Source organism: Streptomyces sp. CLCI03, from assembly GCF_053615355.1.
On record NZ_CM132132.1, the window covers coordinates 2659676 to 2685310 of the forward strand.

The 25635-nt window shown below is 72.8% G+C and carries 22 protein-coding genes and 1 pseudogene; 2 read left to right on the top strand and 21 right to left on the bottom strand.

Features of this window, described 5'->3' with window-relative positions:
- Positions 1–14: 14 nt before the first annotated feature.
- The 9 genes and pseudogenes from ACWG52_RS11925 to asnB form a co-directional block, all read right to left on the bottom strand.
- Positions 15–1091, bottom strand: a complete 1077-nt coding sequence (locus tag ACWG52_RS11925) for a CE1758 family FMN-dependent luciferase-like monooxygenase (protein ID WP_390138107.1) — start codon at positions 1089–1091, stop codon at positions 15–17.
- Between the two features lie 62 nt (positions 1092–1153).
- Positions 1154–2011, bottom strand: a complete 858-nt coding sequence (locus ACWG52_RS11930; RefSeq protein WP_390138105.1) for a shikimate dehydrogenase — start codon at positions 2009–2011, stop codon at positions 1154–1156.
- A complete protein-coding gene (aroQ, locus tag ACWG52_RS11935; protein ID WP_453129061.1) occupies positions 2008–2562 on the bottom strand; it encodes a type II 3-dehydroquinate dehydratase in 555 nt (184 codons plus the stop codon). Before aroQ ends, ACWG52_RS11930 begins: the two co-directional genes overlap by 4 nt.
- Positions 2554–3654 (bottom strand): annotated as a pseudogene (gene aroB, locus ACWG52_RS11940) (3-dehydroquinate synthase); the annotation flags it as partial. The pseudogene aroB and the gene aroQ, both read right to left, overlap by 9 nt.
- On the bottom strand, positions 3651–4169 hold the full coding sequence (locus tag ACWG52_RS11945) for a shikimate kinase (protein ID WP_390138103.1): 519 nt from the start codon (positions 4167–4169) through the stop codon (positions 3651–3653). The pseudogene aroB and the gene ACWG52_RS11945, both read right to left, overlap by 4 nt.
- Positions 4166–5350 carry a chorismate synthase gene (gene aroC, locus ACWG52_RS11950; RefSeq protein WP_390138224.1) on the bottom strand — a complete coding sequence of 395 codons (1185 nt, stop codon included), beginning with the start codon at positions 5348–5350 and terminating at the stop codon, positions 4166–4168. Before aroC ends, ACWG52_RS11945 begins: the two co-directional genes overlap by 4 nt.
- Before the next feature lie 30 nt (positions 5351–5380).
- Positions 5381–6094: an SDR family oxidoreductase gene (locus ACWG52_RS11955; RefSeq protein WP_033218985.1), complete on the bottom strand. Its 714-nt coding sequence runs from the start codon at positions 6092–6094 to the stop codon at positions 5381–5383.
- A 19-nt stretch (positions 6095–6113) separates the two neighbouring features.
- Positions 6114–6806 carry a DsbA family oxidoreductase gene (locus ACWG52_RS11960; RefSeq protein ID WP_390166314.1) on the bottom strand — a complete coding sequence of 231 codons (693 nt, stop codon included), beginning with the start codon at positions 6804–6806 and terminating at the stop codon, positions 6114–6116.
- 123 nt (positions 6807–6929) lie between these two features.
- The gene (asnB, locus tag ACWG52_RS11965; RefSeq protein ID WP_453128655.1) at positions 6930–8783 is read right to left on the bottom strand and encodes an asparagine synthase (glutamine-hydrolyzing); all 1854 of its coding nucleotides are present in this window, start codon (positions 8781–8783) and stop codon (positions 6930–6932) included.
- A gap of 200 nt (positions 8784–8983) precedes the next feature.
- On the opposite strand from asnB, the gene ACWG52_RS11970 reads away from it, so the two are divergent.
- A complete protein-coding gene (locus ACWG52_RS11970) occupies positions 8984–9757 on the top strand; it encodes an aquaporin (protein WP_390166312.1) in 774 nt (257 codons plus the stop codon).
- On the opposite strand, the gene ACWG52_RS11975 is transcribed toward ACWG52_RS11970, so the two are convergent.
- The 10 genes from ACWG52_RS11975 to ACWG52_RS12020 all read right to left on the bottom strand — a co-directional run bounded on the left by ACWG52_RS11975 (position 9676) and on the right by ACWG52_RS12020 (position 21339).
- The gene (locus tag ACWG52_RS11975; protein ID WP_453128657.1) at positions 9676–10920 is read right to left on the bottom strand and encodes a DUF6081 family protein; all 1245 of its coding nucleotides are present in this window, start codon (positions 10918–10920) and stop codon (positions 9676–9678) included. The two genes, ACWG52_RS11970 and ACWG52_RS11975, sit on opposite strands and share 82 nt — an antisense overlap.
- 91 nt (positions 10921–11011) lie before the next feature.
- Positions 11012–11632, bottom strand: coding sequence for an NAD(P)H:quinone oxidoreductase (gene wrbA, locus ACWG52_RS11980; RefSeq protein WP_390138092.1), 621 nt, complete (start codon positions 11630–11632; stop codon positions 11012–11014).
- A gap of 138 nt (positions 11633–11770) precedes the next feature.
- Positions 11771–12955, bottom strand: a complete 1185-nt coding sequence (locus tag ACWG52_RS11985) for a 3-hydroxybenzoate 6-monooxygenase (RefSeq protein WP_390138090.1) — start codon at positions 12953–12955, stop codon at positions 11771–11773.
- Between the two features lie 7 nt (positions 12956–12962).
- On the bottom strand, positions 12963–14240 hold the full coding sequence (gene aroA / locus ACWG52_RS11990) for a 3-phosphoshikimate 1-carboxyvinyltransferase (protein WP_390138089.1): 1278 nt from the start codon (positions 14238–14240) through the stop codon (positions 12963–12965).
- Positions 14237–16354: a transketolase gene (gene tkt, locus ACWG52_RS11995; protein WP_390138087.1), complete on the bottom strand. Its 2118-nt coding sequence runs from the start codon at positions 16352–16354 to the stop codon at positions 14237–14239. The genes aroA and tkt overlap by 4 nt, the downstream gene beginning before the upstream one ends.
- Positions 16355–16479: 125 nt before the next feature.
- Entirely contained in the window at positions 16480–16821 is a 342-nt protein-coding gene (locus ACWG52_RS12000) for a hypothetical protein (RefSeq protein WP_390138085.1), read from the bottom strand.
- Positions 16818–18698, bottom strand: coding sequence for an anthranilate synthase family protein (locus ACWG52_RS12005; RefSeq protein ID WP_390138083.1), 1881 nt, complete (start codon positions 18696–18698; stop codon positions 16818–16820). The genes ACWG52_RS12000 and ACWG52_RS12005 overlap by 4 nt, the downstream gene beginning before the upstream one ends.
- On the bottom strand, positions 18695–19336 hold the full coding sequence (locus ACWG52_RS12010) for an isochorismatase family protein (RefSeq protein ID WP_390138222.1): 642 nt from the start codon (positions 19334–19336) through the stop codon (positions 18695–18697). The genes ACWG52_RS12005 and ACWG52_RS12010 overlap by 4 nt, the downstream gene beginning before the upstream one ends.
- A gap of 43 nt (positions 19337–19379) precedes the next feature.
- A complete protein-coding gene (locus ACWG52_RS12015; RefSeq protein WP_390138081.1) occupies positions 19380–20150 on the bottom strand; it encodes a 2,3-dihydro-2,3-dihydroxybenzoate dehydrogenase in 771 nt (256 codons plus the stop codon).
- A 19-nt stretch (positions 20151–20169) separates the two neighbouring features.
- Entirely contained in the window at positions 20170–21339 is a 1170-nt protein-coding gene (locus ACWG52_RS12020; protein ID WP_390138079.1) for a 3-deoxy-7-phosphoheptulonate synthase, read from the bottom strand.
- Between the two features lie 250 nt (positions 21340–21589).
- Between ACWG52_RS12020 and ACWG52_RS12025 the strand changes: the two genes are divergently transcribed.
- On the top strand, positions 21590–22558 hold the full coding sequence (locus ACWG52_RS12025) for a transaldolase family protein (protein ID WP_390138077.1): 969 nt from the start codon (positions 21590–21592) through the stop codon (positions 22556–22558).
- On the opposite strand, the gene pabB is transcribed toward ACWG52_RS12025, so the two are convergent.
- Complete coding sequence (gene pabB, locus ACWG52_RS12030) at positions 22548–24755, bottom strand: aminodeoxychorismate synthase component I (RefSeq protein WP_453128661.1); 2208 nt, start codon at positions 24753–24755, stop codon at positions 22548–22550. The genes ACWG52_RS12025 and pabB overlap by 11 nt on opposite strands.
- A gap of 20 nt (positions 24756–24775) precedes the next feature.
- A complete protein-coding gene (locus tag ACWG52_RS12035) occupies positions 24776–25504 on the bottom strand; it encodes a methyltransferase domain-containing protein (protein WP_390166303.1) in 729 nt (242 codons plus the stop codon).
- Positions 25505–25635: the final 131 nt, after the last annotated feature.

The window sequence follows — 25635 nt, forward strand, 5'->3', positions numbered from 1 at the left end:
CCCTGACCCTGCGCCTACGTACGCGGGGCCGAGGGGTGGCGGGGCGCGTCGGGGACGTCCGGGCGGCGCAGTGCCTCCATCTCCTTGCGGAGCACCGGCACGACCTCCGTGCCGAGGATCTCGATCTGTTCGAGCGCCGCCTCCAGCGGGAGCCCCGCGTGGTCCACGTGGAAGAGCTGACGGTGGTAGTCGCCGTAGATCTCGCGGAAGGCCAGCGTCTTGTCGATGGCCTGCTGCGGGCTGCCGACGGTCAGCGGGGTCCGCTCGGCGACCTCCTCCAGGGACGCGCCGCCCCCGTAGACCGGCGAGCGGTCGAAGTAGGGGCGGAAGCCCTTGAAGGCGTCCTGGGAACGGGCCTTGAGGAAGGTCTGTCCCCCGAGGCCGACGACGGCCTGCTCCGGGGTGCCGTGGCCGTGGTGCGCGTACCGCTCGCGGTAGAACTCGACGAGCTGCTTGTAGTGGCCGGTCGGCGCGAAGATGTTGTTGACGAAGAAGCCGTCGCCGTAGAAGGCGGCCTGCTCCGCGACCTCGGCGGAGCGGACCGAGCCGTGCCAGACGAAGGGCGGTACGCCGTCCAGCGGGCGTGGTGTGGAGGTGAAGCCCTGGAGCGGCGTGCGGAACGTGCCCTGCCGGCTGACGTTCTCCTTCCGCCACAGGGTGTGGAGCAGTTCGTAGTTCTCGGCCGCGAGCGGTATCGCCCGGCGCAGGTCCTGACCGAACCAGGGGTAGACGGCCGGGGTGTTGCCCCGGCCCATCATCAGGTCCAACCGCCCGTCGGCCAGGTGCTGGAGCATCGCGTAGTCCTCGGCGATCTTCACCGGGTCGTTGGTCGTGATCAGCGTGGTCGAGGTGGAGAGGATGATCTCGGACGTGCGGGCCGCGATGTACGCGAGGAGCGTCGGCGGTGACGAGGGCACGAAGGGCGGATTGTGGTGCTCGCCGGTGGCGAACACGTCGAGCCCGACCTCCTCGGCCTTCACCGCCATCGCGGCCATCATCTTGATCCGCTGGTTCTCGGTCGGCCTGCGCCCGGTCGTCGGATCGGTGGTGACGTCCCCGATCGTGAAGATCCCGAACTGAACTGCGCTCATCTGCTTCCTCTCCTGCGGTGTTCGTACGCGGTGGTGCGGGCGGGCCGGGTGGACCTGCGGGGTCAGCACATCGCCGCGGCGGTGGCCAGGGCCGCGCTGCCCACCGCGCGCATCCGGGCGAGCGGGGCCGGGCCGCGGCCCGTCATGAGTTCGACCTGTCGGGTCGCCTGATGGACGAGCAGGTCCAGGCCGCTGAGAACCGGTCCGCCGGCGGCGGACCAGGCTGCGGCGAGTGGGGTGGGCCACGGGTCGTAGACGACGTCGAAGAGGGCCCCGGGCCGGGCCGGGACGGCGCGGGCGAGGACGTCGGCGGCCCCCTTGGGGGTGGTCGACAGGACCAGGGGTGCGGCCAGCGCGGCGCCGGCGCGCTCCCAGGCGACCGTCCGGACGTCCACCCCGAGGCGCTCTCCCCACGCACGCATCCGGGCGGCACGCTCGGGGCCGCGCACGCAGACGGTGACCGGTCCGGAGCCGAGTTCGGCGAGGGCGGCGAGCGCGGAGGCGGCGGTGGCACCCGCGCCGAGCACGGTGGCGGACTCCACCCGGTGCACGCCCCGCTCGCGCAGGGCGGCGACCAGCCCGGGGATGTCGGTGTTGTCGCCGGTCAGCCTCCCGTCGGGGGTCCTCAGTACGGTGTTGACGCTCTCCACGGCGGCGGCGCGCACGGTGACCTCGTCCAGCAGCGGGATCACGGCCCGCTTGAGCGGCATGGTCAACGACAGGCCCGCCCACGTGGGGCCCTCCGCCCGGTCACGCAGTCGGGCGAGGAAACCGGGCAGGGCCGTCTCGTCCACCTCGTGGCGGTCGTAGGACCAGTGGTCGAGGCCGAGCACCCGGTAGGCGCAGCTGTGGAGCGCCGGGGAGAGCGAATGGGCGACGGGCGATCCGAGGACGGCGGCCCTGCGCGGGCGCCGGCTCAACGGTCCGCTCCCACGCCCGGTGCGGCGGCCGACTCGGCCCCGGCCCGCGGGTCCGGCCCGGCGAGCGACCGTAGGGCCAGCAGGTAGGAGTCCGTGCCCAGTCCGGCGATGGTGCCGCTCGCGACCGGGGAGACGACCGACCGGTGCCGGAAGGGTTCGCGGGCGTGCGGGTTGGACAGGTGGACCTCGATCAGCGGGGCCGTGCGCTGGGCCACCGCGTCGCGCACCGCGTAGGAGTAGTGCGTGAAGGCCGCCGGGTTGAGGACGACGGGCAGCGCGTGGTCGGCGGCCTCGTGCAGCCAGTGGATCAGCTCGGCCTCGTCGTCGCTCCGGCGGACGTCGACGTCGAGCCCGAGCTCCTTGCCGAGGCTGCGGCAGGCCTCGGCGAGTTCGGCGTACGAGGTGGTCCCGTAGATCCCGGGCTCGCGGGAGCCGAGGCGGCCGAGGTTCGGGCCGCTCAGGACGAGGACGCGCCGGGGCTCGCCCGACCGCCCGCCCGACCGTCCGCCCGACCGTCCGCCCGGCTCCGGCTCGGGCGCCGGGGCGGCGATCCGCGCGTACGCGGCTTCGAGCAGCTCGGGGGCGGGGTCCGCGAGCACCGCGGGCCGGCCCACCGCGTCGAGGACGATGAAGCGGAGCCGGGCGCCGCGGGTCTTCTTGTCCACCCGCATCGTGTCCAGGAGCACGGGCCAGCGGTCGCCGCGACAGGTGACGGGCAGGCCGACCGAGGTCAGGACCGCCCGATGGCGTGCCACCTCCTCGACCGGCAGGCGTCCGTCCAGAGCGGCGAGTTCGGCGGCGAAGACCATGCCGACGGAGACCGCCTCGCCGTGGCGCCAGGTGTAGTGCTCGGATCGTTCGATGGCGTGCGCGAGGGTGTGGCCGTAGTTGAGGACCTCGCGCGGTCCGGCCTCCTTGAGGTCACGGGCGACCACGTCGGCCTTGACCTGGACGGAGCGGCGGATCAGCTCGGGCAGATGCGGGCCCCGGGGGCTGCGGGCACCGGCCGGATCGGCCTCGATCAGGTCGAGGATCACCGGGTCGGAGATGAATCCGGCCTTGATGATCTCGGCGAGCCCGCTGACGTGGTCCTCGACGGGCAGCGAGTCGAGGGCGGCGAGGTCGCAGAGGACGCCGGCCGGCGGGTGGAAGGCGCCCACCAGGTTCTTGCCCTCGGCGGTGTTGATGCCGGTCTTGCCGCCGACCGCCGCGTCCACCATCGCGAGGACGGTGGTCGGTACGGCGATCCAACGCACTCCGCGCAGCCAGCTGGCCGCGACGAAGCCCGCGAGGTCGGTGGTGGCTCCCCCGCCGATGCCGACGATCACATCGGTGCGGGTGAAACCGGCGCGGCCGAGCCGCTGCCAGCAGTCGGCCGCCACCTGCGCGGTCTTCGCCGCCTCGGCGTCCGGCACCCGCAGGGTGATCGTCTCGCAGCCGAGCTCCTCGGCCTGGGCCCGTAGCCGGCCCGCCACCGCGGTCAGCGCCTCGGGGTGGATCAGCGCGACCCGGCGGGCGTACGGCCCGATCAGCCGGTGCAGCTCGGCGGGATCCTCCAGGATCCGCCGTCCGATCACGACCTCGTAGGCCTCGGCCGCCGCGCTCGCGCCGACCCGGATCCGCGTCACTGACTGCCCGGTCATGCCTTCTCCAGCTCCAATGCTTCGGTGACCGCCCGCTCGATCTCGTGCGGTGTGCGGTCGTCCGTCGGTACGACGACCCGCGCGAGCCCGAGGTACAGGGCGCGTCGGTCGGCCATCAGGTGCCCCCAGCTCCGCCGCGGACCGTCCGCGAGCAGCGGTCGGCCCGCACCGTCACCGAGGCGCTTCATCGCCTCGTCGACGCCTACGTCGAGGAAGACCGTGGGCAGCGCGGCCAACAGGGCGCGCGTGCCCGCGTGCAGGACCGCGCCGCCGCCGAGGGCGAGCACGCCGGTGTGTTCGGTGGCGGCGCGGGCCACCGCCTCGTGTTCCAGCTCGCGGAAGGACGGCTCGCCGTCGGTGGTGACGATGTCCGTGACGGTCCGGCCGGTGCGGCGCTCCACCTCGTGGTCGGTGTCGAGAAAGGGGACGCCGAGTCGCTCGGCGAGGAGTGCCCCCACCGTGGACTTGCCGGATCCCATGGGTCCGACGAGGACGACCAGTGGTCCGGCGGTCACCGGATCTGCAGGTGGTCGAGGTACGAGCGGACGTTACGACGGGTCTCCGGGACGGAGTCACCGCCGAACTTCTCCACGACCGCGTCGGCCAGCACCAGGGCGACCATGGCCTCGGCGACGATGCCGGCGGCCGGCACCGCGCACACGTCGGAACGCTGGTGGTGCGCCACCGCCGCCTCACCCGTCGCCACGTCCACCGTCGCCAGGGCCTTCGGGACGGTCGCGATCGGCTTCATCGCCGCACGGACCCGCAGCAGCTCGCCGGTGGTCAGACCGCCCTCGGTCCCGCCGGAACGGCCGGAGGTCCGCCTGAGCCCCTCCGAAGTGGAGACGATCTCGTCGTGCGCCTTCGAGCCGGGCACCCGGGCGAGGTCGAAACCGTCCCCGACCTCGACGCCCTTGATGGCCTGGATGCCCATCAACGCAGCGGCCAGACGTGCGTCGAGACGCCGGTCCCAGTGGACGTGCGAGCCGAGGCCGACCGGCACCCCGTACGCCAGCACCTCCACCACTCCCCCCAAGGTGTCGCCGTCCTTGTGGGCCTGGTCGATCTCCGCCACCATCGCCTTGCTCGCGTCCACGTCGAGGCAACGCACCGGGTCGGCATCCAACTGCTCCACATCGGCGGGGGTCGGGTAGACGCCGTACGGGGCCTTGGCCGCGGCCAGTTCCACCACGTGCGAGACGATCTCGATGCCCGCGACCTCCTTGACGAAGGACCGGGCGACGGCGCCGAGCGCGACACGGGCGGCGGTCTCACGGGCGCTGGCGCGCTCCAGGATCGGCCGGGCCTCGGAGAAGCCGTACTTCTGCATGCCCGCCAGGTCCGCGTGACCGGGCCGCGGACGCGTCAGCGCCGCGTTACGACCGGTCTCCTTCAACAGCGACGGATCGACCGGGTCGGCCGACATCACCGTCTCCCACTTCGGCCACTCCGTGTTGCCGATCATGACCGCGATCGGCGAACCCTGGGACAACCCGTGACGGACGCCACCGAGGAAGGTGATCTCGTCCTGCTCGAACTTCATGCGGGCACCGCGGCCATAGCCGAGTCGGCGCCGGGCCAGGTGGTCGGCCACCAGCTCGGTGGTGACCGGGACGCCGGCGGGAAGACCCTCCAGCGTCGCCACCAGTGCCGGTCCGTGCGACTCCCCGGCGGTCAGCCAACGCAACCTGCTCAGCACTTTCTCACTTCTCCTTGTCGGGGGATCTCAGACCACGGTCTTCTTGTCGAGCACCATGTCGTGGCCGACGACGAAGGACGCCTCGTCGGAGCAGAGCCACACGACCGTCTCGGCCACCTCCTCGGCGGTCGCCCCGTCGGCGTGGTCGGTCCCCGCCTCGTGGGCCGGGCCGGGGCTGATCGCGTTGATCCGGATGCCCTTGCCGATGTACTCGTGCGCGGCGGTACGGGTCAGGGCGCTCAGTGCCGCCTTCGACGCCGCGTAGGCGCTCATGCCCACCAGCCGGCCGCTGTTCGCCATGTTGCAGGCGGTGTTCACGATCACTCCGCGCCCGTGGGACTCCATGTGCGCGAGTTCGTGCTTCATCGCCATGAAGACCCCGGTGAGGTTGGCGGCGAGGGTGTCGGCCCACACGTCCTCGGCGATGTCGGCGACGTTGCTGTTCGGCCCGGTGACGGTCGCGTTGTTGAAGGCGATGTCGAGCGCGCCGAACCGCTCCACGGCCGCGTCCACCATGCGCGCGGCGGCGGCCGAGCCGCCCCGCGTCAGGTCCGCCACGACGCTGTGGGCCTCGCCTCCGGCGTCGCGGATCAGCTTCAGCGTGCCCGCCAGTTCCTCCGGGTCGGGCCCGGCCACCAGGACGCGTGCGCCCTCCCGGGCGAAGGCGACGGCCGCCGCCCGGCAGATGCCGTCGCCGGCTCCCGCGACCAGGGCGACCCTTCCGGCGAATCGTGCTGACATGGATCGCGCTCCTCTTTCTCTACTGATCTCGGTGAAGGGTGTCGAGCAGTTCATCGGCCCAGGCGGTGCTGTAGGCGTCCAGGCGCGGGAGGCCGCCCTCGTAGGGGGATCCGGTCCAGGTGAAGGTGGCGCCGGGGTTGTGCGAGGCGTAGCCGCCGGCCGCGAAGAAGTGCGGGCTGCCCTGGATCTGCGGGCCCTCGGCCGTGCCCCACTGCTCGTAGACCTCGGCCCGGCCGCCGCCCCTGGCCAGCGCGGCGGCCAGGGCCTTCGCGTCGACGTGCGCACACTTCTCGGCGAGGTCGAGGATCACCGCGTGGACGCTGATGCACCTGCTGTCGGCGTAGAAGGCCCTGCGCAGGGCGCTGTCCAGCTCGTCGCTGCCGCGCAATCCGCCGATCGCGGGGTCCTTGGCGGCCTGGACCGCCTCCAGCGCGGGCAGCGTGGTCACGGGGTAGGTGTGCGCCGGGCCGTTCCACAGCCGCCAGCCGAGCTCGGGCCGGTGGGCGGCGATCGCCTGGACCTCCGGGTCCACGATGAACTTGGGGGTGGGTTCCCGGTTGAACAGCTCCAGCGGGAAGGCCCGGTGGTCGACGGCCAGTGCGACCTGTCGCCGCTCGGCGGCGGCGTGCAGGGTGTGCAGGGCGAGGCTCGCCCAGGGGCAGCCGATGTCTGACCAGACGGTCACCGTCGGGGCGGTGGTGTCGTTCACCATGTCCGTTCCTTCACGTCCTTCACGTCCTTCACGTCCTTGACGGCCTTCGGGTTCTGCACGGGTACCGCTTCCCGCGTACGGGGTACGGGCCCGGCCGCCGCACGGCGGCCGGGCGCGCGCCGGTCAGAGCTCGACGCGGACGCCGTACGCGCGGACCCAGGCGTCGAACTCGATCAGGCACTCCAGGACGGCGCGGGCACTCCACGGGCCGCCGACCCCGTAGGAGCCCTCGGGCACGTCGAGCAGCTTGCGGATGTCGGCCTCCGAGACGAGCCGCAGCACCGGGGCGCCTTCGACGAGGAGGGCCTCGACCTGCTCGCGCAGGGCCAGTTCGTACCTGCGGTCCTGGGTGGAGGGGTACGGGTTCTTCTTGCGGTCGAGGACCGAGTCCGGCAGCAGGCCGCGCATGGAGGCGCGCAGCAGGCTCTTCTCCCGGCCGTCGAAGGTCTTCATCGCCCAGGGGGTGTTGTAGACGTACTCGACGAGGCGGTGGTCGGTGAACGGGACGCGCACCTCCAGGCTGACCGCCATGCTGATCCGGTCCTTGCGGTCCAGCAGGAAGTTCTCCCAGCGGGTCAGGTTGAGGTACGTGACCTCGCGCATCCGCTCTTCGAGGCCGCTCTCGCCGTCCAGGCGGGGCACCTCCTCCAGGGCTTCGGCGTAGCGTCCCTTGACGTACTCGGTGAGGCCGAGCTTGTCCCACAGGCCGACCGTCCTGAGGGCGCCGATGCCGCCGGCCTTCTCGAAGGGGTGGTGCCAGGGGAAGCTGTTCGACTCGACGGCCTCCTTGTCGTGGAACCAGGTGTAACCGCCGAAGAGTTCGTCCGCCGCCTCGCCGGACAGCGCGACGGTCATCTGCTCCTTGAGCGCCCGGCACAGGACGAGGAGCGAGTACTCCATGTCGCCGGTGGAGACCGGCAGGTCCTGGGCGCGCAGGACGGTGCCGCGCACCTCGGGGTCGAGGATGTCCTCGTTGTCGAGTTCGACGATGATGTGCTCCGCGCCGACCCGCTGGGCGACCTCGACGGCGAACGGCGTGTCCGGGTCAGCCCACTGGACGTTGGCCTCGAAGCGCTCGTCGTGGCCGACGAAGTCCACGGAGAAGGCGCGGATGGGCTGTTCGACGCCCTGCTTGGTGAGGGCCTTGGCGGCGAGGGCGGTCACCGCGCTGGAGTCCAGGCCGCCCGAGAGCAGGGTGCCGACGGTGACGTCGGCGACGAGCTGGCGCTCGACGATGTCCTCCAGCAGCTCGCGGACGTGGCCGATGGTGGTGTCGAGGTCGTCGGTGTGCGGACGGGCCTGGAGCTCCCAGTACTTCTCCTCGCCGCGGCCCTCGCGGGTGAAGCGGACGATCGTGGCCGGCTTGACCTCGTACATGCCCTGGTAGACGGCGTGCCCGGGGGTCTTGACGATGCTGAAGATCTCCTTGAGGCCTTCGGCGTCGACGACCGCCTCGGCCTCGTCGTGGGCCAGGATCGCCTTGGGCTCGGAGCCGAAGAGCACACCGGCGGCGGTGGGGTAGTAGTAGAGCGGCTTGACGCCCATCCGGTCGCGGACGAGGAGGAGTTCCTCGGTGCGCGGGTCCCAGATGGCGAAGGCGTAGATGCCGTTGAGGCGATCGGCGAAGCCGGCGCCCCACTCGACGTAGGCGCGCAGCACGACCTCGGTGTCGCTGGTGGTGCGGAACACGTGCCCCAGGCCGCGGAGTTCTTCACGCAGCTCCTGGAAGTTGTACACCTCGCCGGTGTACGTGATCACCGGCTGGGTGGGGTCGTCCGCGTCGGCGACCATGGGCTGCTTTCCGCCCTCAAGGTCGATGATCGCCAGGCGACGGTGGCCGAGGATCGCGTGGGTCGAGGTCCACAGCCCACCCGCGTCCGGGCCGCGGCACTCCATGGTGCCCGTCATGGCCGACGCGGTCTCGGTGTGCGCCGTCAGATCGCGCTCGAAGTCAACCCATCCGGCAAGGCCGCACATAGGTGATCGGTTCCTCTCGATTCAGGGGGCCGGGCCAGGTGTCCTTGGCCGACTGCGACGAATGTGCCGGGCGGCCCGAAGGCCGGTCCATCGGGGCCGGTTCACTTCGTCAGGTGACCGGGACTTCTTCAGGTCGGGACACCTGACGAAGTGGTGCGGCCGGCGTTGCCGGGGCCGGGGCGGGGCCGCACATTCCGATCATGACCAGAACTTCCCTCGACACCGGTCCACGGACCGAAGGACCGTCCGTGCGCGCGCGCAGGCGGGTGCCGCGCCTCCTGGAGGTCACCCTCTACGAGTTCGCGCTGTCCACCGCCATGCTGTTCACCGTGGTCACGGCCGTCCGTTGGACGGCGGGACCCGGCACGCCCTTCGCGGCGCTCTTCCCGACGCCGACCGCCCAACTCGTTTCCATGGGGCTGCTGGTCGGCGTGATCGTCGCGCTCGTGCTCGGGCCGTCCATGCGCCGGGAGACCGCCGGCCACCTGAACCCGGCCGTCAGCATCGGGCTGTGGCTGCTGCGGGTCCTGCCCGCCCGGGTGGTGGCGCCGTTCGTCGTGGCGCAGCTGGCCGGCTCGGTGGCCGGCGTGGCTCTGGCGCGCCTGGTGTGGGGGGAGGCCGCCGCCCGGGTCGGGGACGCCGCGCTGCGGCCGGCCGCCGACTGGAGCATCGGGGCGGTGTTCGCCGCGGAGGCCGCCGCCATGGCCGTGATCATGCTGATCACGGCCTTCGCCGGGACGCGCCCGCATCTGCTGAAGTACCTGCCCGCGGTGGTGGGGGCCTGTGTCGCCGCCGTGATCGTCTTCCTCGGGCCGCTCACCGGTGGGGGCGCCAATCCGGCGCGTCAGTTCGGCCCCGCGCTGGTCTCAGGCACGACCGGGCTGCTGTGGGTCTACGTACTGGCCCCGGTCGCGGGATCGTTGTTCGCGGCCTTGGTGGCCGGGCTGCTGAAGTGGCGGGCTCCGGCGCGGTAGGGGGCGACGTCCGGATCCTGCCGAACGCGCGCGGGGGCGGCATCGGGCCCGTCGGGCCGGATGCCGCCCCCGCGGCGTCGTCGGGCGGGAGGCTGTCGGAGCGTTCCCGGCCGGGAGGCGATGGCGACCTTGCCGACCTGCAGCTTCACGCCCTGCCCCCACAGCCGGTTGTGGGGCCGGCTCGCCTCGTCGAGGAACCGCTCGGGGCGTGGGGCGCCACGGGCCGGGTCGTAGTAGTAGTCGGATCGGTCGCTGAGCCTGACCAGGCCGCGGCCGTCGGGGCCCGCCGCGTCGAGCAGCGTGAACATGCCGATGCCGCAGGACAGCTGGCGCGGCGAGACGGTCTCCTCGGTCCCGCCGTGGTCGAGGATCAGGTGGCTCCGGTCGGCCGGGACGTGGCCGAGGTCGTCGACGGCGAGGACCTCGCGACCGTCGACCTTCCAGACGGCCTTGCCCGCCGCCCTGTCGAAGGCGATGGCCAGGTCGTGCCGGCGGCCGGGGTCCCGGGGGGCGACCGGGAGGGCGTAGGAGAACGCCGCGTAGGTGGAGCCGGGCGTGGGGAGCCGTTCGTAGAAGGCGTGGACGCGCTCGTCGGTGACGAAGAAGTCGAAGACCAGGTTCGTCTCGAAGTCGATGACGGACATGGCCCCTGCGCCGAGCCTCAGGTCGTCCTGGGCGTCGGTGACCGCCGTGCCGAAGGGATGGCGGTCGGCGCCGGTGGTGCGCGAGGCGAGCTGGGTGCGGCAGGTCAGCACCTGGCCGGGGACCGCGTCGAAGCCGGTGACGCCGGTGGAGGCCCGGTGGTTGGCGACGGCGTACCACTTGAGGTGGTCCCCGTCGCCGATGCCGCCCGCCGACTCCTGGCCGCCGGTGAAGGCGAAGGCGGGTCGGCCGGTGGCAGGGTCGGTGCCGGTGGGTACGACCGTCAGGCCGCTCGCCGAGGTGGTCGGCCGGCCGTCACCGTAGGGCAGTGCGCCGGTCGGGCTCAGGGACCACTTGGCGTTCTCGCCGGTGTGGGAGAAGCCCGCGCGGAAGTCGTCCCAGACGATGTCGTAGCCGCCGGCGACGGCCGGTCCTTCGGCCGCGCTCGCCGGCACGGTCACCGCCGTGAGGGCCGCGACGAGTGCGATCGCGTACCTCAGGGGTCGGGGTCTCTTGCTCATGTCCGTCCTCCGCGGAAGGTTCGGGTGGGGATACGGGTCAGGGGACCGGGGCGGTGTGCCCCGGTCCCCTGACACCACGTGGTGGGACCGGTCAGACGGTCGCGAGACCACGCTTCAGCGCGGCGGCGATCTCCACGGCCCGGCGGGCCTGGAACTCGACGGAGGCGAGGTTCGCCTCGGCCACGTTGTTCGGGTTGTTGCCCGAAACGCTGCTCGCGCCGTACGGGTTGCCGTTGGCCGGGTCGAACTGCACCGGGTCGGCGAAACCGGGCGCGACGATGATCGAACCCCAGTGGTAGAAGGTGTTGTTCAGCGCCAGCAGCGTGCTCTCCTGGCCGCCGTGGGCGGTCGAGGTGGAGGTGAACGAGGAGACGACCTTGTTCACGAGCTTGCCCTGGAACCACAGGCCGCCGGTGGTGTCGATGAACTGCTTCAACTGCGCCGCGGGCAGGCCGTAACGGGTCGGGGTGCCGAAGAGGACGACGTCGGCCCATTCCAGGTCGGCGAGGGTCGCCTCGGGGACGTCCGCCGTGTCGGCGGCGTGCGCCGCCCACGCCGGGTTGCTCTCGACGACCGCGGCGGGCGCGAGTTCGGCGACCTTCAGCAGGCGGACCTCCGCGGCGCCGGCCTTCGCGGCGGACTCTGCGGCGGCCTTCGCCATCGTGTGGACGTTGCCGGTCGAGGAATAGTAGATGACGGCGACATTGGTCATGACGGGTACAACTCCCTTGCTGGGTTCTTCAGATGGATCCGGTGCCACGGGCCTGACGGCCGGCGGGGCGCCGGGGAAAGTGGTCCAGGCGCACGAGCACACCGCGTCGTGCGCGTGCGGACAGCAGTCGCAGCCTGGTCACGCGAGCCGCTCACCGTGCAGCCAGGCGACCTTGTCGTGCATGTCCTCGGCGGACAGACCCGACAGCATGGCGTTGCGTCGGGCGGCGTCCGGGCCGGCCGGATGGTAGAGCCGACGGCCCATCTCCCGGGCCACCAGCTGGATCTCGGCCGTGCGCTCACGGCGCGTCGCGCCGTACTTCTCCAGGCGCTGGACGATGTCGTCCTCGGAGCAGTCGTCCAGCAGCTGTGCGACGACCACCGCGTCCTCCAGTGCCTGGCAGGCGCCTTGGGCCGCGTACTGGAGCATCGGGTGCGCGGCGTCGCCGAGGAGCGCCACCCGCCCGTCCGTCCACACGTCGACGGGGTCGCGGTCGCACAGCACCCAGGACTTCCAGTCCCGGCCGAGTTCGAGGAGGCGGCGCGCGGTCTCGCCGAGCTCGGGGAACTCGTTCAGGACGTGCTCGCGCTCGGCCGGCCTGCCGACGACGACCTCCCGCGCGTCGTCGTCGCGGGTCGCGGCCAGGTTCAGGTAGGCGCCGCCGCCGATCGGGTAGTGGACGAAGTGCCACTTGGGGCCGGCCCACAGGGTGACGGTGTTCCACCGCAGCTCCTCGGCGACCTGGTCCATGGGGATCACCGAGCGGTAGATGGTGTGCCCGGAGACCCGCGGGTCCCCGTCGCCGACCATCTGGCGGCGTACCGCGGAGCGGATGCCGTCGGCGCCGATCAGGGCGGCGCCGGTGAGCCGCTCGCCGGTGGCGAGGACGGCGGTCACCTCGGCCGAGCCCTGGGGGCCCCGCTCGTAGGAGACGACCTGGCTGTTGCCGCGCAGTTCGATCAGCGGGTGGGCGCGGCAGCCCTCCAGCAGCGGCTCGTACAGGTCGGAGCGCTGCACGACGGCGTACGGGTTGCCGAAGCGGGTGCGGTAGTCGCCGGTCAGCGGCATGGAGGCGACCCGCTCGCCGGTGGTGCCGTCCATGAAGCGCAGTTCGTCGATGTAGACGGCCCGGGCGCGGACCGGGGAGCCCACGCCGAGCAGGTCGAGCGCGTGGAAGGCGTTGGGTCCGAGCTGGATGCCCGCGCCGAGTTCGGTGAAGGAGTCCCGGCGCTCCAGGACGGTCACCCGGTGCCCGCGGCCGGCGATGCCGAGTGCCGCGGCGAGTCCGCCGATGCCGCCGCCGGCGATGAGTATGTTCGCCATCTGTGCTTCAGATCCCTTGGGGTGTCGTGTGGTCGGGGAAGAGCCGGCGCAGTTCGGCGTGGAACCCGGGGAAGGTCTTGCCGACGCAGGACGGGTCGTCGAGGGTGATGCCGCCCGCGCGCAGCCCCAGTACGGAGAAGGCCATGGCGATCCGGTGGTCGCGGTGGCAGGCGATCTCGGCGGGCCCGGTCGCGCCGGGGTGGATGGTGATCCGGTCCGGGCCCTGCTCGGTACGGATGCCGAGGGCGCCCAGGTTGCGGGCGACGGCCTCGATCCGGTCGGACTCCTTGAACCGGGCGTGCGCGATGCCGTGGATGGTGATCGGGGCGTCGGCGAGGGGCGCGATGGCCGCCAGCGTCATGAAGGTGTCCGAGATGTCGCCCATGTCGACGGCGAAACCGCCGGTCAGGGCCCCGTCCGGGCGGCCGGTGACCGTGGTTGCCGTGTCGGTGACCGCCACGTGCGCGCCGGTGCGCCGCAGCACGTGGGCGAAGCCGAGGTCGCCTTGGAGGCTGGTGCCGCCCAGGCCCGGTACCGTCACGCTGCGCCCGGTCACGGCCGCGGCCGCGAGGACGTACGAGGCGGTGGAGGCGTCCGGTTCGACGGTCAGGTCGGCCGCGCGGTAGCCGCCGGGTCGCACGGTGATCGTGCCGTCCCCGTGGTCCTCGGCGGTGGCGCCGAAGTGACGCATGAGCGCCAGGGTCATATCGATGTACGGGCGACTGACCAGGGCCTTCGCCCGTACGGTCAGGGGCCGGCGCATCAGTGGGGCCGCCATCAGCAGCCCGGTGAGGTACTGGCTGCTGAAGGAGGAGTCGAGGTCGAGGTCGCCGCCGTCCAGGCCGTCCGCGGTGACCGTCAGGGGCAGTGCCGCGGCCGGGCCGCAGGACACCCGGGCGCCGAGCGCGCCGAGGGCGTCGACCAGCGGGCGCAGCGGGCGGGCCCGCAGTTGGTCGCTGCCGTCGAAGACGAACTCGCCCCGACCGGTGGCCGCGAAGGGGGGCAGGAACCGGGCGGCGGTGCCCGCGTCGGCGCACGCCACGGCGGTGGTGGCGCCGACGGTGGGGCCGCGGCCGCCGCCCCGGACGTCCCAGCCGGTGTCGGCGTCGGCGATCCGGATGCCGAGGTCGGTCAGCGCGGTGCGGAAGGCGAGGGTGTCCTCGCTGATGAGCGGCGCGCTCAGCCGGGTGTCCCCGGCGGAGGCGGCGGCCAGCAGCAGGGCCCGGTTGGTGATGCTCTTGGATCCCGGGACGCGGGCGATCAGCGGGGTGGTGAGCGCGTTCATGAGCGTCCGGCGGCCCGGGCCGCGCTCACGCGGGCGGCGGCCGCCACCCGCTCGGCGGTCAGTCCGTAGCGCTCGTAGAGGGCGGCGCCGGAGGCCGAGGCGCCGAAATGGTCGAGGCCGACCGTGTGGCCGGCCTCGCCGACGAGGGCGTACCAGCCGAGGACCGATCCGGCCTCCACCGATACCCGGGCCCGCGTCCGCGGCGGCAGGACCCGGTCGCGGTACTCCTGGCTCTGCTCGGCGAACCACTCCAGGCAGGGCAGGGACACCACGCGGGTGGGGATGCCGTCGCGCTGCAGGATGCGGCGGGCGTCGAGGGCGATGTGCACCTCGCTGCCGGTGGCCAGCAGGAGGACTTCGGGCTCGCCGCCGGTGGCCTCCGCGAGGACGTAGCCACCGCGGGCGGCGTCCGCCGCGGACGCGATGTCCGACTCCGGGGAGCGGTCCAGGACGGGCAGGTTCTGCCGGGACAGGCACAGGCCGGCGGGCCGGTCGGTGCGCCGCAGCAGCGCCGCCCAGACCGCCGCGGTCTCGTTGGCGTCGGCCGGGCGTACGACGTCCAGCCCGGGGATCAGGCGCAGGGCCCAGAGGTGTTCCACGGGCTGGTGGGTGGGGCCGTCCTCGCCGAGGCCGATCGAGTCGTGCGTCCAGACGTAGGTGACGGGCAGCTTCATCATGGCGGCGAGCCGTACGGCGGGGCGCATGTAGTCGGAGAAGACCAGGAAGGTGCCGCCGTAGGGGCGGGTGCCGCCGTGCAGGGCGATGCCGTTGAGGATCGCGCCCATGGCGTGCTCGCGGATGCCGAAGTGCAGGGTGCGGCCGTAGCGGTGGCCGGTGAAGGCCTCGGTGGACAGTTCCTCGGGGATGAAGGAGGGCTCGCCCGCCATCGTGGTGTTGTTGCTCTCCGCCAGGTCGGCGGAGCCGCCCCACAGCTCGGGCAGCACCCCGGCCAGGGCGGAGAGGACCTCGCCCGAGGCCTTGCGGGTGGCGACGGAGGTTCCGGGGGCGAAGACGGGCAGCGACTCCTCCCAGCCGGGCGGGAGTTCGCGTGCGGACAGGCGGTCGAACTCGGCGGCGCGTCCGGGGTGGGCGGCGCGCCAGTCCCGCTCCCGCTTGTCCCACTCGGCGCGGGCGGCGCGGGCGCGCTCGCCGACCCGGCGGGCGTGCGCGAGCACGTCGGCCGGGACCTGGAAGCTCTGCTCCGGGTCCAGGCCGAGCGCGGTCTTGGTGGCGGCCGCCTCGGCGGCGCCGAGCGCCGCTCCGTGGATCTTGCCCGTGTTCTGCTTGCCGGGCGAGGGCCAGCCGATGACGGTGCGCAGGGCGACGAGCGAGGGTCGGTCGGTCTCGGCGCGGGCGGCGGTCAGGGCGGTGTGCAGGGCCTCGACGTCCTCCACGTAGGAGCCGGTCGCGGTCCAGTCGACCTGCTGCACGTGCCAGCCGTACGCCCGGTAGCGGGCGGCGATGTCCTCGGACTGGGCGATCTGTGTGTCGTCCTCGATGGAGATGTGGTTGTCGTCGTGGAGGACGACGAGGTTGCCGAGCTTCTGGTGGCCGGCCAGCGAGCTGGCCTCGTGGCTGATGCCCTCCTCCAGGTCGCCGTCGGAGGCGAAGACCCACACGGTGTGGTCGAAGGGGCTCGTCCCCGGGGCGGCGTCGGGGTCGAACAGGCCGCGCTCGCGGCGGGCGGCCATGGCCATGCCGACGCCGTTGGCGAGCCCTTGGCCGAGCGGCCCGGTCGTGGTCTCCACGCCGGGGGTGTGCCCGTACTCGGGGTGCGCGGGGGTCAGGCTGTCGGCGGTGCGCAGGGCCTTGATGTCGTCGAGTTCGAGGCCGTAGCCGCTGAGGTAGAGCTGGTTGTAGAGGGTCAGGCTGGAGTGGCCGCAGGACAGGACGAACCGGTCGCGCCCGGCCCACCGCGGGTCGGCGGGGTCGTGCCGCAGCAGTCGCTGGAAGAGCAGGTACGCGGCCGGGGCGAGGCTCATCGCGGTGCCCGGGTGGCCGTGCCCGGCGGCCTCGACGGCGTCGACGGCCAGTGCGCGCGCCACGTCCACGGTCCGGCGGTCCAGCTCACTCCATTCGAAGCGTCCGGTCTCGCTCTGCGGTGGGGTACTCACGGCTGTTCAGGGCTCCTCGGTGGGATCGGGGGAAGGAAGGTGAGGGGGTGTGGTGGGGCCGCGCGGGCCGCACCACACCCTGCAACGGGCCGCCGTCGGTGGGGCAGTCGCGTCGCGGTACTTCGTCAGGTGCCGGAGGGTTCCAGCGCGAGGCCGTGGCCGGAGAGTCCGGGGAGGGTGAAGACGCCCTCCACGGTGGCCTCCACGTCGAACAAGGTGCGCTGCACGGGCGGGCGCCCGATGAGTTGGGCCGCGCGGGCGGGCAGCGGCGCGGCGGCGGCCCGGGCCGACTCCCACAGGAGGACCGCGCCCCATCGCTCGGTCGCCGGGTCGGAGATCCAGAACTTCAGGCGCAGGCCCTCGACCCCGGCGAACAGGTCGACGGCCTCGTCGCGCAGGAACGCGCGCATCGACTCGACGGTCCGCCCGGTGCCGGCCAGGTCCCACCACACGACGGCGGCCTTCACGGTGTCCCCTCCCCGAGCAGGCCGGCGAGTGCCTCGCCGACGATCCGCGGCCCGTCCTCGGTCAGTACCGATTCCGGGTGGAACTGCAGGGAGCGGAAGCCCGGCCCGCGCAGGGCGTGGACCTCGCCGTTCTCCGGGTCCCGGCTGATCTCGAACACCCCGAAGTCGCTCTCGCCCTTGTCGTCGGAGCTGTGCGCGGCGAAGGTGTTGTAGAAGCCCACCCGCTCGGCCCGCCCGAAGAGGTCGATCCGGCGTTGCACGCCCTGGTTGGGGTGTTCGCGGCGGACCAGGTCGAGGCCGAGCCTCCTGCTGAGCACCTGGTGGCTGAGGCAGACGGCGAGGAAGGGCCGCCTCTCGGCCAGCAGGGTCCCGACGGCCCCGCGCAGGTGCGCGATCTTGGGGTGGTCGGCTTCCTGCGGGTCTCCGGGGCCGGGCCCCATGACGACGAGGTCGTACGGGTCGAAGGTGTGGGGCTCGTCGAACCGGCGTACCGTCACCTCGACGTCGAAGGCGCGGAGTTGGTGTTCGATCATCGCCGTGAAGGTGTCCTCGGCGTCGACCACCAGCACCTTGCGGCCCGCCAGCGCGGACACCGCCCGCCGCCGGGCGCCCTCGTCCGCCAGCCAGAATCCGGAGATGTTCTCGTTGCGCCGGGCCAGGGCCCGGCGCACCTCCGGGTGGTCGCCGAACCGGGCGGGACCGGTGTCGCCGAGCACGGCCAGCAGGCCGGCGGCCTTGGCGCGGGTCTCGGCGACCTCGGAGAGCGGGTCGGAGTGACGTACGAGGGTGGCTCCCACGCCGATCCGCATGCGGCCGCCGGCGTCGATGTCGGCGGTGCGGATGAGGATCGCCGAGTCCAGGGTGCGCGTGCCCCGTCCGTCCTGTCCGATGAGGGCGAGTACGCCGCTGTAGTAGCCGCGGCCCTGGGGCTCGTAGCGGGCCACGACCTTGCCGGCGCTCTCCAGCGGCGAGCCGGTGACGGTCGGCGCGAAGAGCGTCCGGTGGAGGATCTCGCGCGGGTCGAGGGAGGTACGGCCCTCGATGAAGTACTCGGTGTGCGCGAGCCGGGCCATCTCCTTGAGGTGGGGGCCGGTGACCCGGCCGCCCGTCTCGCACACCCGGGCCATCATCTTGAGTTCCTCGTCGACGACCATGTACAGCTCGTCGGACTCCTTGGCGTCGGCGAGGAAGTCCAGGACCCCCGAGAGGGTCGGACCCGAGGCGGGATAGCGGTAGGTGCCGCTGATCGGGTTCATGACGGCCCGGCCGTCGGCGACGCTCACGTGCCGCTCGGGCGAGGCCCCGACCAACGTCCGGTCGCCGGTGTGCACGACGAACGTCCAGTAGGCGCCCTTCTCCCGTTCCAGCAGGCGGCGGAAGAAGCGCAGCGCGGAGCCGACGCCGTAGTCCGTGATGTCGGCGACGAAGGAGCGCTTGATGACGAAGTTCGCGCCTTCGCCGGTGCCGATCTCGTCCGTGACGACCTGGCGGACGATGGCCGCGTAGGCCTCGTCGTCGGTGTCGAAGGCGCCCCCTTCCGCGAGGTGCACGGGGGCGTCGGGGATGCGGGTCAGCACCTCGGTCAGCGGCGGCTCGCACCGTTCGGCGATGGTCATCGCGAGCAGCGGCGTACCGTCGTCGGGCGCCTCGTAGCCGCGCTCGGCGAGCTGCCGGTACGGGATCAGGACGAGGGTGTCCTGGCGCGCGGTGCCGTCGGCCGCGAGGTCCGCGAGCGTCACGCCGGCCAGGTCCGCGACCTCGGTCATGTCGCCGAGGAACAGCTCGGCGTGGTCGGGCCCGGCCGTTTCGGGTCGGTGCACGAGCAGGAAGGCGGGGGGCCGGTCCCCCAGTACCCGGCCCAACAGGTCCTCGCTCATCGCTCCTCCCGTCCCCTGGTGTCCGCGGCGGGCTCGTCGAGGTCGGCGAGGAGCCCCTTGGTGGCGACGACGGCGGCGCACCGGGCGGCCGCGTACTGCAGGGCCATCCGCTGGTCGTTCCCGCTGAAGTCGGCGACCGCGTCGCCGACCAGGAAGGGCTGGATGTCGTGACTGAAGGCGTCGACGGCCGTCATCAGCACCCCGACGTGTGCGTACACGCCGCAGATGATCAGCTGGTCGCGCCCGGCGGAGCGCATGCGCTCCAGCAGGTCGGTCCGGTGGAAGGCGCTGTAGCGCCACTTGGTGAACACCCAGTCGCCGTCGGCCGGCGTCAGGGGCTCCACGACCTGCCGGTGCTCCGGGCTCGGCCGCATGCCCGGCCCCCAGAAGTCCTTCAGGAGGCCCCGCTGCCGCGGCGTCATACCGCCGGGCTGCGCGGTGTAGGCCACGGGGATGCCGAGCGCCGCGCAGCGGTCGCGCAGCCGCGTGGAGTTGGCCACGAGATCGGTGACGGGTTGTTCGCCCGCCGGGAAGGGGGCCAGGAAGAACTTCTGCATGTCGTGGAGGAGCAGGACCGCGCGGGCCGGGTCCACCGTCCACCGCGCCGGGCCGGTGGGCAGGTCACCCGCGGCCGGCATGGGGTAGGCGCCGACCTGGGGGATGAAGCGGGGTTCGTCGGAACTAGACACCGAGCGCCGCACCCCCGTCCACCGTCAGGTCGTGCATGGTGATGTGGGACGCCTGGTCGGAGAGCAGGAAGCACACGGCGTCGGCGACGTCCTGCGGCTGGGCCAGTTTGCCCAGCGGGATGCCGACCCGGTACTTCTCGGGCGAACCCTCGATCGAGGCCTGCGCGCCGGCGTTGTCCTGCCACATCGACGTCAGCATCGGGGTGTCCGTGGAGCCCGGCGCGACGAGATTGGCCCGGATGTTGAATCCGGCCACCTCCAGGCCGAGGCACTTGGTGAACATGGTCGCCGCCGCCTTGGAGGCGGCGTACGCGGACATCTCCGCGCGGGCGGTGCCCGCCGCGTTGGAGGCCACGGTGACGATGGCGCCGCTGCGACGCGGCACCATGTGGTTCACGACGGCGCGGGACATGAAGAAGACGCCGGTGGTGTTGACGGCGAAGGTGGTGGCCCACTCCTCGTCCGTCAGGGCGCGCGCCTGGCCCAGGCGCAGCACGCCGGCGGCGTTGACGAGGAAGTCGAGCGGTCCCAGGACCGATTCGACCTCGGCCACCACCGCGTCGACGTCGGAGCTGACGGTGACGTCGGCGGGGAAGGCCGTGACGTCGTGCCCCGACTCGGCCGCGGCCTTCACCGAGGCGCGCAGCCGCTCGGCGTCACGGTCGACGGCCGCGACCCGTACGCCCTTGGAGGCCAGCGCCCGGACGACGGCCTCTCCGATGCCGCCGGCCGCACCGGTGACCAGAGCGGTCTTTCCTTCCATGATCGTTGAACTCCCTTCTTCAGACGCGCCAGGCGGAGGCGACCTGGATCGCCTGCTCGGGGTTGAGCCGGGGGTCGCAGAAGCTGGTGTACTTCTCTCCCAGCTCCCCGACCCGGGAGGCGTCCGCGACGCATTCGCGGACGGCGTCCGGGGTCGTCTCCAGGTGCAGCCCGGCCGCCACGCCGCCGTTGTCGCAGACCGCGTTCTGGAACTCCTCGACCTCGCGGACGACGGTCTCGATGTAGCGGGTCTTGTAACCGCCGGGCGCGCCGACCGTGTTGCCGTGCATCGGGTCGCACATCCACAGCACGGGGAATCCGGCGTCCCGCACGGCGCGCACCAGGGCGGGCAGGCGTTCGGCGGCCGTCCCGGCGCCCATCCGGGAGATGAGGGTGAGGCGGCCGGGGTCCCGGTCCGGGTCGAGTCGTTCGCACAGCGCGAGCAGTTGCTCGGGGGTGGTCTTCGGGCCGACCTTCGTGGCGATCGGGTTGGCGAGCGAGGCGAAGAACGCGACGTGCGCGCCGTCGAGCTCGCGGGTGCGCTCGCCGATCCACGGCCAGTGCGTCGAGGTCAGCAGGAGCGAGCCGTCGGGCTCGGTGCGGACCAGGGGGCCCTCGTAGTCGAGCAGCAGGGCCTCGTGGCTGGTCCACACCGGGGCCTCGGCCGCGCTGGGGCGCCGCTCGCCGCTTCGGCCGAGCAGCTCCATGACGTCGGCGGCCGCCCGGTAGCCCAGGAGCAGCCGCTGGGGGTCGGGGCGGCGCAGGACCGGGTCCGGTTCCGGGCTGTTGACCATGTGGCCGCGGTACGAGGGCAGTTCGAGACCGCCCACGATCTCGGTGTCGCTGGAGCGCGGCTTGCCGAACTGGCCGGCGAGGCGGCCCACGCGCAGGACGGGCTTGTGCGAGCGGGTCTTCATGACGCCGGCGAGGATGTCCAGCAGTGCCGCCTTGCGTGCCACGTGCCCGGGTGTGGCCTCGGCCGGGTCCTCGGCGCAGTCCCCGCTCTGGACGACCTGGACGGTGCCGGCGGCGGCTTCGGCGAGCAGGGCGCGCAGGGCTCGTACGTCCGCGCCGTTCACCAGGGCGGGGGCGTCCGACAGTTCTTCGCGGACCTTGCGCAGGGCGGCCCGATCAGGCCACTGCGGCTGTTGTCCTGCGGCCAGCGATTTCCAGACTGCAATCTCTTGCACGTGGTCTCTCCCAGTGATGGACCTGCCGACATGGCGATGCCGAGGAGTCTGTGAAGCGCCGTGCCGGGCTCACCAGGAGGACCGGGCCACTTCGTCAGGTGGCACCGCACTTGGTCAAGTCGCGGTGTTCGTGGCCGCAAAGGGCGGGAACGGGCGAGAAATGGCCGGCCCTCGCGCCGTGCGACCGCCGACCTGACAAGGACGCGGCCGCGAGCTGCCGGGGCCGCGGCGGGGGCCCTACGCTCTGCGCATGTTGAGCCAACCCGCCGCCCAGCTGTTGGAACAGCTGGCGGCCGAGGGCGTGTCACCCTGGCTGGTCGCCGCGGATGCGCGGGAGATCGTGCCCGCCTCGCCGTCCTGCCGCGCCGCCGCGCTCCTACGGGGCGCGGTCGCGCCGGCCGCCGATCCGGCCGCCGTGCGCCGGGCCTGCGACGTGCTGCGGGGCGCCTTCGCGGCGAGCGGGGGACAGCAGGGCCGGGTGTCCGTGCCGGTGGATCCGCGCGCGGCGTACGACGCTTCGGCCCTGGTGGCGGCGGCCCGTACGACGAGTGGTGCGGTGGGGAGGCCCAATCTGCTGATCCGGGTGCCGGCGACGACGGCCGGACTGTCCGCGATGGCGGACTGCCTGGCGATGTCCATCAGCGTGGACGCGGACCTCGTCTTCTGCACGGAACGGTACGAGGAGTTCCTCGACGCGTATCTCACCGGCATGGAGCGGGCCCTGGCGGCCGGTCGGCCGCTCGGCCGGATCACCGCCGCGGCCTCGGTGCCCGTGGGCGCCCTGGACGCGGAGGTCGACCGTCGGCTGCCGGAGTCGCCGACGCCCGCCGCACCCGCGGCGGACCTGCGGGGTACGGCCGCCGTCGCGCTGGCCCGGCAGCTCCACCGGCTGCGGGAGCAGCGGCTGAGCAGTGACTGGTGGCGGGTGCTGCGCGCCGCCGGGGCCGAGCCGCCGTCACTCGTCTGGACGGGGGTCGGGCCGTGGCACGTCGGTGAGTTGGTCGGCTGGAACACCGCGCAGGCCGCCTCCTTGGAGGTGCTGGAGGCGGCCGGCGCGCGCGGCGGGCTGCGCGGTGACACCTTGCTGAACGCCCACGGGGAGGCCCGGCGCGCGGTGGAGGCCCTCGAAGGGCTCGGCATCCGTATGCGGGACGTCGCCCGGGACCTGGAGGCGGCGGAGCTGTCCCGCCTCCGTCAGGCCTGGCCGTTCACGTCCTGACGTCCTCCATGCGGCGGTCGCGCACGGCGGATCGCCCCGGGAAGGCGGCGGTGGTCAGCGAGAGCAGGGGTCCCGCCTTGACCGCGGTCTCCTCGAACTCCGCCGCCGCGTCCGAGAGCGCGATGATCGCACCTCCGGTGCCGTAGCGGACCTTGTCCTCGGTGACGAGGGCCGTACGGATGACGATGCTCAGGTCGGCGGCGCCGGAGAGCGAGAAGTACCCGAGGGCGCCGGAGTACACCCCGCGCGGCCCGGCCTCCAACCGGTCGATGATCTCCATGGTCCGCACCTTGGGGGCGCCGGTCATCGAGCCGCCGGGGAAGGCGGCCCGTACGCACCGCACCGCGCTGCTGTCGCGGCGCAGGCGCGCCCGGACGGTGCTCACGAGCTGGTGGGCGCCGGCGAAGCTCTCGACGCGGAAGATGTCGGTGGCCTCCACGGACCCCGGCTCGGCACAGCGCCCGAGGTCGTTGCGGACCAGGTCCACGATCATCAGATTCTCGGCGCGGTCCTTCTCGCAGGTCAGCAGGTCAGCCACCAGGGCCGCGTCCTCGGCGGGCGTGGCGCCCCGGGGGCGGGTGCCCTTGATCGGCCTGGACTCGACCAGACCGTCCCGGTCGATGCGCAGGAACCGCTCGGGCGAGGTGCTCAGCACGGACAGGTCCCCGAACCTGAGCAGGGCGCCGAAGGGGGCCGGGTGGGTGCGGCGCAGGTGCAGGTAGCCGGCCCACGGGTCGAGCCGGCCGCGTACCTCGGCCGTGTTGGTGAGGCAGACCTCGTACGTCTCACCGGCCGCGATCTCCTCGTGGGCGGCGGCGATGAGCCCGAGGTAGGAGGCGCGGTCGTGGCGCAGCCGGATCTCGCCGGTCATCGGGACCGCGCCGGCCGGGGCGGGCGCCGCGCCGGGCGGCAGGTGGGCGAGCCGGTCGGCCAGTTCGGCGAGCCGGCGGCGCGCGGTGGCCTCGGATCCCTCGACGCCGTCGTCCGCGAGCGCGAGCAGGTGGGTGGTGCCGGTGTGGTGGTCGAGGACGAGGGCCCGATCGGTGAAGACCATCACGGCGTCGGGGTCCTCGGACCGGTGGACGAGTTCACCGCCGCACTCGGACTTCAGTTCGTAGCCGAGGTATCCGGTCCAGCCGAGGGCGAAGTCGAAGGGTAAGGCGGGTACTTCGGCGTCGATCGCGCGCAGGTCCTGGTCGAGCCAGTCCAGGAAAGGGCCCGAGACGATCTCCGTGTCCGAGGCGGAGTCCACGCGGATCGTGCCGCTCCACACGTCGGCGCGGGCCACCCGCGCCAGCGGACCCGAGGCGTCCCCCATGATCGAGAATCGTCCGCCGGTGGCGTCCGGGCAGCTGCTGTCGAGCCAGAAGGAGTACGGGTTCCTCCGGAAGAGCAGGTCGTAGGCCCGCTCCGCGTCCCAGCCGGTGGGCAGCGCGTGGGTGAGCACCCGCAGTCGGCGCGTCGCGGCGGACGGGCCCGGTGCGGGCGCGGGTACGGGTGCGGGTGCGGGTGCGGCGGGGGCGTCCCCGGCGCCGGCCGACCGCGCCTGCGACCGGGCCTGTGACCGCGCCTGTGACCGGGCCGGCGGACGAGCCGTGGCGATCCGGCGGGGCGGCCGGGCCGCGAGCGCGCTCAGGTCCATGAAGTTGCGCAGGAGGTCCACCCCGTACTCGGCGCAGATCGACTCCGGGTGGAACTGCACCCCCCACATCGGCCGCGTGCGGTGGCGCAGTCCCATCAGGATCCCGTCCGCAGTCCAGGCCGTGGCCTCCAGCTCGGGCGGCAGGTCGGTCACCGCCAGCGAGTGGTAGCGCACGACCTCCATCGGCGACGGCAGCCCGGCGAACAGCCCCTTCCCGTCATGCCGTACGCGGGAGATCCGCCCGTGCAGCGGGGCCGGCGCCCGCCCCACCGTGGCGCCGTGGAGCGCGCCGATCGCCTGGTGGCCCAGGCAGATGCCGAGCGCCGGAAGCCGTGTCGTCGCGAGGATCTCGCGGGAGATGCCGAGGTCTCGGGCTTCGAGGGGGGTCCCCGGGCCGGGTGAGACGACCACGTTGTCGAAGTCGGCCAGCAGCCGGGCGCTCCAGCGCGGATCGTCGTTGCGGACGACTTCCGGTTCGCGGCCGCCCGCCTCGGTGAGTTGGTGGAAGAGGTTGTAGGTGAACGAGTCGTAGTTGTCGATCAGAAGCGTGCGCATGTCGTCCCCCCGGCCCACGGTTACGCCCGTACCGGCAGGACCTGGAGCAGCATGTGCTCGACCATGTCCTCGCCGTACTCGCCCTCGCGCACCTGGAGGCCGCGCAGGACGCGCAGTTCCCGGCCGCACTCCTCGGCGATCCGCTGCAGTGCGGGCAGATCGCCGCGGTCGCTGAAGTGCAGCAGGACGACCCCGTCCGGGGTCAGCCAGCGAGGCGCCTGCTCCAGGTAGCGGCGGTGGGCCCGGTAGCCGGTGTCCACGTAGGCGCGCTCGTGCACCGACTTGTACGCGTAGGACTCGGGAGCCAGCACGTAGTTGGAGCTCCAGAAGACGGTGTCGAAGCGCTCGTTCTCGGGCAGGCCGGAGAACAGGTCGCTGTGCACGGCGCTCAGCCGGTCCCCCACCCCGTGGCGCTCGGCGTTGACGGCCGCGTTCTCCACCGCCTGCGGGCTGATGTCCGCGGCGACGACCCGTCCGTATCCGGCGAGGGCCGCCGTCACCGCGATCACGCCGGTGCCGCAGCCGATCTCCAGGAAGGAGGACCGAGCGGCCGCCGGGCGGGCACTCGCGTCGGCCAGGTCGAGGAACTCCAGGGCGACCCCGGTCGAGGGGGAGAACACGGGGGCGAAGACGGCGTCCAGCAGATCCCACTCACGTCCGTGCATCGTGAACGTCTTCGGCCGGTCGGGTCTGGTCAGCGACATGCGGCTGCGGTGGATGGAGCGTTCGAAACTCTGGACCTGCGACATCGGACCCCTCGTACAAGCGATGTGAAAGGCGCCCGGTCGAGGCCCCGGAGACAGGTCTATCCGCCGGCCGGGCCCGTCCAGAAGGTGGCCCGGCAACAGCGTTCTTCACACAGAGTGGTGACCCAGGCACA

Excerpts from the sequence above, each read along its gene's own strand:
- ACWG52_RS12025 (WP_390138077.1), top strand. The coding sequence starts at position 21,590 with ATGTTGAGCCAACCCGCCGCCCAGCTGTTGGAACAGCTGGCGGCCGAG.
- aroA (WP_390138089.1), bottom strand. The coding sequence starts at position 14,240 with ATGAACGCGCTCACCACCCCGCTGATCGCCCGCGTCCCGGGATCCAAG.
- ACWG52_RS11975 (WP_453128657.1), bottom strand. The coding sequence starts at position 10,920 with ATGAGCAAGAGACCCCGACCCCTGAGGTACGCGATCGCACTCGTCGCG.
- ACWG52_RS11925 (WP_390138107.1), bottom strand. The coding sequence starts at position 1,091 with ATGAGCGCAGTTCAGTTCGGGATCTTCACGATCGGGGACGTCACCACC.
- ACWG52_RS12035 (WP_390166303.1), bottom strand. The coding sequence starts at position 25,504 with ATGTCGCAGGTCCAGAGTTTCGAACGCTCCATCCACCGCAGCCGCATG.
- wrbA (WP_390138092.1), bottom strand. The coding sequence starts at position 11,632 with ATGACCAATGTCGCCGTCATCTACTATTCCTCGACCGGCAACGTCCAC.
- ACWG52_RS12015 (WP_390138081.1), bottom strand. The coding sequence starts at position 20,150 with ATGGAAGGAAAGACCGCTCTGGTCACCGGTGCGGCCGGCGGCATCGGA.
- ACWG52_RS12010 (WP_390138222.1), bottom strand. The coding sequence starts at position 19,336 with ATGCCGGCCGCGGGTGACCTGCCCACCGGCCCGGCGCGGTGGACGGTG.
- ACWG52_RS11985 (WP_390138090.1), bottom strand. The coding sequence starts at position 12,955 with ATGGCGAACATACTCATCGCCGGCGGCGGCATCGGCGGACTCGCCGCG.
- ACWG52_RS11960 (WP_390166314.1), bottom strand. The coding sequence starts at position 6,806 with ATGGTGAACGACACCACCGCCCCGACGGTGACCGTCTGGTCAGACATC.
- ACWG52_RS11955 (WP_033218985.1), bottom strand. The coding sequence starts at position 6,094 with ATGTCAGCACGATTCGCCGGAAGGGTCGCCCTGGTCGCGGGAGCCGGC.
- pabB (WP_453128661.1), bottom strand. The coding sequence starts at position 24,755 with ATGCGCACGCTTCTGATCGACAACTACGACTCGTTCACCTACAACCTC.
- ACWG52_RS11970 (WP_390166312.1), top strand. The coding sequence starts at position 8,984 with ATGACCAGAACTTCCCTCGACACCGGTCCACGGACCGAAGGACCGTCC.
- asnB (WP_453128655.1), bottom strand. The coding sequence starts at position 8,783 with ATGTGCGGCCTTGCCGGATGGGTTGACTTCGAGCGCGATCTGACGGCG.
- ACWG52_RS12005 (WP_390138083.1), bottom strand. The coding sequence starts at position 18,698 with ATGAGCGAGGACCTGTTGGGCCGGGTACTGGGGGACCGGCCCCCCGCC.